General features: G+C 41.5%; 3 protein-coding genes, 4 tRNA genes, 2 rRNA genes and 1 pseudogene. 9 read left to right on the forward strand and 1 reads right to left on the reverse strand.

Features of this window, described 5'->3' with window-relative positions; genetic code table 11:
- The 4 genes from GWI97_RS06715 to birA all read left to right on the forward strand — a co-directional run.
- Positions 1–1676 (forward strand): 23S ribosomal RNA (locus tag GWI97_RS06715); the annotation flags it as partial.
- A 116-nt stretch (positions 1677–1792) separates the two neighbouring features.
- Positions 1793–1908 (forward strand): 5S ribosomal RNA (rrf, locus tag GWI97_RS06720).
- 162 nt (positions 1909–2070) lie between these two features.
- Positions 2071–3105, forward strand: coding sequence for a UDP-N-acetylmuramate dehydrogenase (murB, locus tag GWI97_RS06725; RefSeq protein WP_036933231.1), 1035 nt, complete (start codon positions 2071–2073; stop codon positions 3103–3105).
- Positions 3102–4064 (forward strand): bifunctional biotin--[acetyl-CoA-carboxylase] ligase/biotin operon repressor BirA, encoded by a 963-nt coding sequence (birA, locus tag GWI97_RS06730; protein WP_115370527.1) that lies wholly within the window; start codon positions 3102–3104, stop codon positions 4062–4064. The genes murB and birA overlap by 4 nt, the downstream gene beginning before the upstream one ends.
- Before the next feature lie 120 nt (positions 4065–4184).
- On the opposite strand, the gene coaA is transcribed toward birA, so the two are convergent.
- On the reverse strand, positions 4185–5132 hold the full coding sequence (gene coaA / locus GWI97_RS06735; protein ID WP_036933235.1) for a type I pantothenate kinase: 948 nt from the start codon (positions 5130–5132) through the stop codon (positions 4185–4187).
- A 437-nt stretch (positions 5133–5569) separates the two neighbouring features.
- Between coaA and GWI97_RS06740 the strand changes: the two genes are divergently transcribed.
- The 5 genes and pseudogenes from GWI97_RS06740 to GWI97_RS06760 all read left to right on the forward strand — a co-directional run.
- A tRNA-Thr gene (locus tag GWI97_RS06740) sits at positions 5570–5645 on the forward strand.
- A gap of 13 nt (positions 5646–5658) precedes the next feature.
- Positions 5659–5743 (forward strand) — tRNA-Tyr (locus GWI97_RS06745).
- Positions 5744–5825: 82 nt separating this feature from the next.
- Positions 5826–5900: transfer RNA gene (locus GWI97_RS06750), tRNA-Gly, on the forward strand.
- Positions 5901–5905: 5 nt separating this feature from the next.
- A tRNA-Thr gene (locus GWI97_RS06755) sits at positions 5906–5981 on the forward strand.
- Between the two features lie 121 nt (positions 5982–6102).
- Positions 6103–6166 (forward strand): annotated as a pseudogene (locus GWI97_RS06760) (GTP-binding protein); the annotation flags it as partial.

Raw genomic sequence — 6166 nt, forward strand, 5'->3', positions numbered from 1 at the left:
ATGCTGGAGGTATCAGAAGTGCGAATGCTGACATAAGTAACGATAATGCGGGTGAAAAACCCGCACGCCGGAAGACCAAGGGTTCCTGTCCAACGTTAATCGGGGCAGGGTGAGTCGACCCCTAAGGCGAGGCTGAAAAGCGTAGTCGATGGGAAACGGGTTAATATTCCCGTACTGGTGGTAACTGCGATGGGGGAACGGAGAAGGCTAGGTTGTCCGGGCGACGGTCGTCCCGGTTCAAGCATGTAGGCAGAGTGATTAGGCAAATCCGGTCACTTAATGCTGAGGTGTGATGACGAGCCACTAAGGTGGTGAAGCAATTGATGCCCTGCTTCCAGGAAAAGCCTCTAAGCTTCAGGTTACCAACAATCGTACCCCAAACCGACACAGGTGGTCAGGTAGAGAATACTCAGGCGCTTGAGAGAACTCGGGTGAAGGAACTAGGCAAAATGGTGCCGTAACTTCGGGAGAAGGCACGCTGGCGGTAAGTGAAGTCCCTTGCGGACGGAGCCGAAGCCAGTCGAAGATACCAGCTGGCTGCAACTGTTTATTAAAAACACAGCACTGTGCAAACACGAAAGTGGACGTATACGGTGTGACGCCTGCCCGGTGCTGGAAGGTTAATTGATGGGGTTATCCTTAGGGAGAAGCTCTTGATCGAAGCCCCAGTAAACGGCGGCCGTAACTATAACGGTCCTAAGGTAGCGAAATTCCTTGTCGGGTAAGTTCCGACCTGCACGAATGGCGTAATGATGGCCAGGCTGTCTCCACCCGAGACTCAGTGAAATTGAACTCGCTGTGAAGATGCAGTGTACCCGCGGCAAGACGGAAAGACCCCGTGAACCTTTACTATAGCTTGACACTGAACATTGAGCCTTGATGTGTAGGATAGGTGGGAGACTATGAAGTGTGGACGCCAGTCTGCATGGAGTCAACCTTGAAATACCACCCTTTAACGTTTGATGTTCTAACCTAGGCCCGTAATCCGGGTCGGGGACCGTGTCTGGTGGGTAGTTTGACTGGGGCGGTCTCCTCCTAAAGAGTAACGGAGGAGCACGAAGGTTGGCTAAGCATGGTCGGACATCATGCGGTTAGTGCAAAGGCATAAGCCAGCTTGACTGTGAGAGTGACGGCTCGAGCAGGTACGAAAGTAGGTCTTAGTGATCCGGTGGTTCTGAATGGAAGGGCCATCGCTCAACGGATAAAAGGTACTCCGGGGATAACAGGCTGATACCGCCCAAGAGTTCATATCGACGGCGGTGTTTGGCACCTCGATGTCGGCTCATCACATCCTGGGGCTGAAGTAGGTCCCAAGGGTATGGCTGTTCGCCATTTAAAGTGGTACGCGAGCTGGGTTTAGAACGTCGTGAGACAGTTCGGTCCCTATCTGCCGTGGGCGTTGGAAGATTGAGAGGGGTTGCTCCTAGTACGAGAGGACCGGAGTGAACGCACCACTGGTGTTCGGGTTGTCATGCCAATGGCATTGCCCGGTAGCTAAGTGCGGAAGAGATAACCGCTGAAAGCATCTAAGCGGGAAACTTGCCTCGAGATGAGTCTTCCCTGTCACCTTGAGTGACCTAAAGGAACGTTTAAGACTAAGACGTTGATAGGCTGGGTGTGTAAGCGTAGCGATACGTTGAGCTAACCAGTACTAATGAACCGTGAGGCTTAACCTGACAACACCGAAGGTGTTTTGTCTGAGAGACGAAGAGTAGATAAAGTAGGCTTGTTTAAGATTGATATTACTGGCGACTGACCGAAAGGAAAGAAGCGGGTAATAAAACCGAATTTGCTTGGTGGCCATAGCGCAGCGGTCCCACCTGATCCCATGCCGAACTCAGAAGTGAAACGTTGTAGCGCCGATGGTAGTGTGGGGTCTCCCCATGTGAGAGTAGGGAACTGCCAGGCATTAAATAAGACGAGAAAGCCAACCCACTAGGTTGGCTTTTTTGCGTTTAAAGCCACTTTAAATATCAATATATTTTCTCGCCTCTAATCAATTATCACTTTGCTATCCTCGACGATACTTGGCTGTTAAACTAAGATATCAGCTAAATGAGGTAGACTTTCATGAAAGAATCGGTTTCATTGCAAGCATTTAATACATTTGGTTTGAGAGCAAAAGCTCACCAAATAGAAACTGCAAATAATAAAGATGAGCTTTGTACATATTGGCAAAATGCTCATGAGCAGAAATTGCCCGCCCTTATTCTAGGTGGTGGTAGCAACGTATTATTTACTGAAGATTTTAATGGTATTGTTATCCGTAACTGTATTGCTGGTATTGAAATTACGGAAAATGAACAATATTGGTCTGTTCATGTTGGTGCGGGTGAAAATTGGCATGGGCTTATTGAAATTCTGTTAGAAAAGAATATCTATGGGTTAGAAAATTTGGCGCTGATACCCGGAAATGTGGGTTCTGCGCCAATACAAAATATCGGCGCTTATGGCAAAGAATTAAAAGATGTTTGTGCTTATGTTGATATTGTTGAGTTAAGCACAGGCTACGTTCATCGATTAACTAACAAAGAGTGTCAGTTTGGTTATCGTGATAGTATTTTCAAACATCATTACCAGCAAGGCTTTGCTATTATTGCTGTTGGCTTGCAACTTAGTAAAAAATGGGAGCCTATTCTAACATATGGCGATTTATCAAAATTACCATTAGAAACGGTAACGCCGAAAGATGTATTTAGGTCTGTATGCTCGATGAGAACAAGTAAACTTCCCGATCCTGCCATAACAGGTAATGCAGGTAGTTTTTTCAAGAATCCAATAGTTGGTACTCGTATTGCACAGCACTTAAAAACAGAATACCCCTTCTGCCCTCAATATGTTCAACAAGATGGTGTAAAACTTGCAGCAGGTTGGCTGATTGATCAATGTGGTCTTAAAGGTCATCAGATTGGTGGTGCTGCTGTTCATATGAAGCAAGCACTTGTTCTCATCAACAAAGACGGTCTAGCTACAGGAAAAGACATTGTTAATTTAGCTGCATATATACGCCAAAAAGTTCTAGAACGCTTCGGTGTACAATTAGAGCCTGAAGTTCGTTTTATTGGTCAACATGGCGAAATCAATGCGGTGGACGCTATTTCATGAAAGAAACACCAACTCCTTTATTATTAATTGCGCTCCTTGCTGATGGAAATATCCATTCAGGAGAGCAATTAGGTGAAAGCTTAGGAATGAGTCGTGCAGGCATTAATAAGCACATTCAAACATTACGTAGTTGGGGCATTGATGTTCAGACAGTTGTAGGGAAAGGATACCAATTAGATGCACCAATGAACTTATTGAATGCGGATATTGTGAATCAGAATATTAAAGGTAACCCTGCGAACGTTATTCCTGTTATTGATTCTACAAATCAATATCTAATGCAACGTATTAGTGAATTAACATCGGGAGATGTTTGTATTGCTGAATATCAGTCTGCGGGACGAGGGCGAAGAGGGCGTAAGTGGATCTCTCCTTTTGGTAGAAATTTATATTTGAGCATGTACTGGAAACTTGAACAGGGACCCGCAGCTGCAATAGGTTTAAGTTTAGTTGTGGGTGTTATCATGGCTGAAGTATTACAAAAACTTGGCGCAGAAGGTGTTAAAGTTAAATGGCCAAATGACCTCTATTTAAATGATAAAAAGCTCTCAGGTATCCTAGTTGAGTTAACAGGAAAGACAGGTGATGTTGCTCATATTATAACGGGTATTGGGATCAATATTGCGATGAGCAAAAATCAAAATGAAGCAATTAACCAGCAATGGATTAATTTAGAGCAAGTTGGGATCAAAATTGATAGAAATGAACTTGCTTGTGAAATTACCAATGCATTAAGGGATGCATTTGTTCAGTTTGAAAAACAAGGCTTATCTGTTTTTATCGAACGTTGGAAAAGTTTAGATAATTTTATGGATAGGAGAGTAAAACTCATTATTGGTGAAAAAGAAATCTTTGGTGTTGCCAAAGGTATCAATGATCAAGGCGCTTTACTTTTAGAACAAAATGGAAGTATTACACCTTATATAGGTGGTGAAATTTCGCTAAGAAGTGCACCTTAATGCTTTAAATGGCGTCGAACAGCTTAAATGGAAAAAGCTTTCTCTAGTCGGAAAGCTTTTGTTTATTTGCATTATTTACTCTATCTAGAGTTAATAATATTTACAAATAATTGTTTAGTTTTATTTACGCAATCTAACATTGCTAATTGTATGATTATCACCTTTGGTTAAGATCAAACTCGCTCTTTCTCTTGTTGGCAAAATATTTTGTTTTAAATTTAATCCGTTAATTTCTTGCCAAATAGACGAGGCTATTTTTATAGATTCTTCTCTGCTTAACTTAGAGTAATTATTAAAATAAGACTCTGGATCGGTAAACGCACCTTCTCTAAACTTTAAAAAACGACTGATATACCAGTGTTTTAGTAATTCTTCTTCAGCATCAACATAAATAGAAAAATCAACATAATCAGATACGAAAACATTATGTGGATCATGAGGATAATCTTGATTGCTTTGTAAGACGTTTAATCCTTCAAGGATTAAAATGTCAGGTTGTTCAATGACCTGTTTTTTATCTGGAATAATGTCATAAACTAAATGAGAGTAAACAGGCGCAGTGACTCGTTTCTTCCCTGATTTAATATCAGAAACAAAGGAGACGAGGCTATGCATATCGTAGGATTCAGGAAATCCTTTTTTCTTCATTATGTCACGTCTTTTTAGTTCTGCATTAGGTAAAAGAAAACCATCTGTAGTAATTAAATCAACTTTACGATGCTCTGGCCAACGCGTTAAAAGTGCTTGTAGTAAGCGGGCTGTCGTACTTTTGCCCACAGCGACACTACCTGCTATACCAATAATATATGGAATTTTAGCACTTTTTGTGCCAAGAAATTGTTCTAAGACAGCTTGACGGCGTAAGTTAGAGCTAATGTAAAAATTGAGCAACCTTGAAAGAGGAAGATAAATTTCAATAACATCCTCAATAGAAATTTCTTCGTTAATCCCTTTTAAGTCGATAATTTCTTTCTCTGTCAGCGTTAAAGGAACAGAATCTCTTAATGTTGCCCAGTGCTTTCTGTCAAATTCTAAATAAGGGGTTATAAAGCGTTCTTTGTTATTCATAAGCCAACATCTGCCTAGTCTTCGCAGGTTGGACAGGCTGTTTAAAACACCCGTATCCGATAAAAAATAAACAGCATCATAACGAGTCATGCTTCATTGGCGTAGATATTTTTTAAAATTTTTCTACTTTTTTTGACACGAACTGAATAAATTTATAAAAAAAGTATAAAAAATAGGCATGAAAATCATTTTTTGGCGTAGACTAGTGTGTGTGTCACTCATTTTTTTCTAAAAATTTATTGAACACAATAAATTTAGAACTTAAAAGATAAAGTTAGCATTAAAATTTATCTTGAATTGTTGTTGTCATTTTGGTCGTTTTTTTCCTAAAAAATCAACAATTCAATCAAAAGTGAACAAAATCTAAGCAAAAGAACAAATATCGCAATTTTTTTGTTGCATCATGATGAAAGTCCTCCTAGAATGCGCACCACTTAGCCGGCATAGCTCAGTTGGTAGAGCAACTGACTTGTAATCAGTAGGTCCCGAGTTCGACTCTTGGTGCCGGCACCATTAAAATTTAGTTGGTGGGATACCCAAGCGGCCAAAGGGAGCAGACTGTAAATCTGCCGTCACAGACTTCGAAGGTTCGAATCCTTCTCCCACCACCATTAATTCCTTATTTAAGTGTTTTCAAACAGTAAACACTTAAGTAGAATACAAAGCTGATTTTAAGTCAGGTAGCCGAGTTCTGCGGGCATCGTATAATGGCTATTACCTCAGCCTTCCAAGCTGATGATGCGGGTTCGATTCCCGCTGCCCGCTCCAGATGTGCTGATATAGCTCAGTTGGTAGAGCGCACCCTTGGTAAGGGTGAGGTCGGCAGTTCGAATCTGCCTATCAGCACCACTCCTTCATGTTCTTGCCTTCCTGATTAAAATCTTAACAAGCAATAGCTAATCGCTAATTTACTTACTGCTTGGTTGATGTGGTGTAACCACCGATTCCGTGTCTTAGAGGGACAATTTAAATGTCTAAAGAAAAATTTGAACGTTCAAAACCGCACGTTAACGTTGGTACTATCGGCCACGTTG

This window comes from Proteus sp. G2300, assembly GCF_009915965.1.
GTDB lineage: Bacteria > Pseudomonadota > Gammaproteobacteria > Enterobacterales > Enterobacteriaceae > Proteus > Proteus vulgaris.

Excerpts from the sequence above, each read along its gene's own strand:
- birA (WP_115370527.1), top strand. The coding sequence starts at position 3,102 with ATGAAAGAAACACCAACTCCTTTATTATTAATTGCGCTCCTTGCTGAT.
- murB (WP_036933231.1), top strand. The coding sequence starts at position 2,071 with ATGAAAGAATCGGTTTCATTGCAAGCATTTAATACATTTGGTTTGAGA.
- coaA (WP_036933235.1), bottom strand. The coding sequence starts at position 5,132 with ATGAATAACAAAGAACGCTTTATAACCCCTTATTTAGAATTTGACAGA.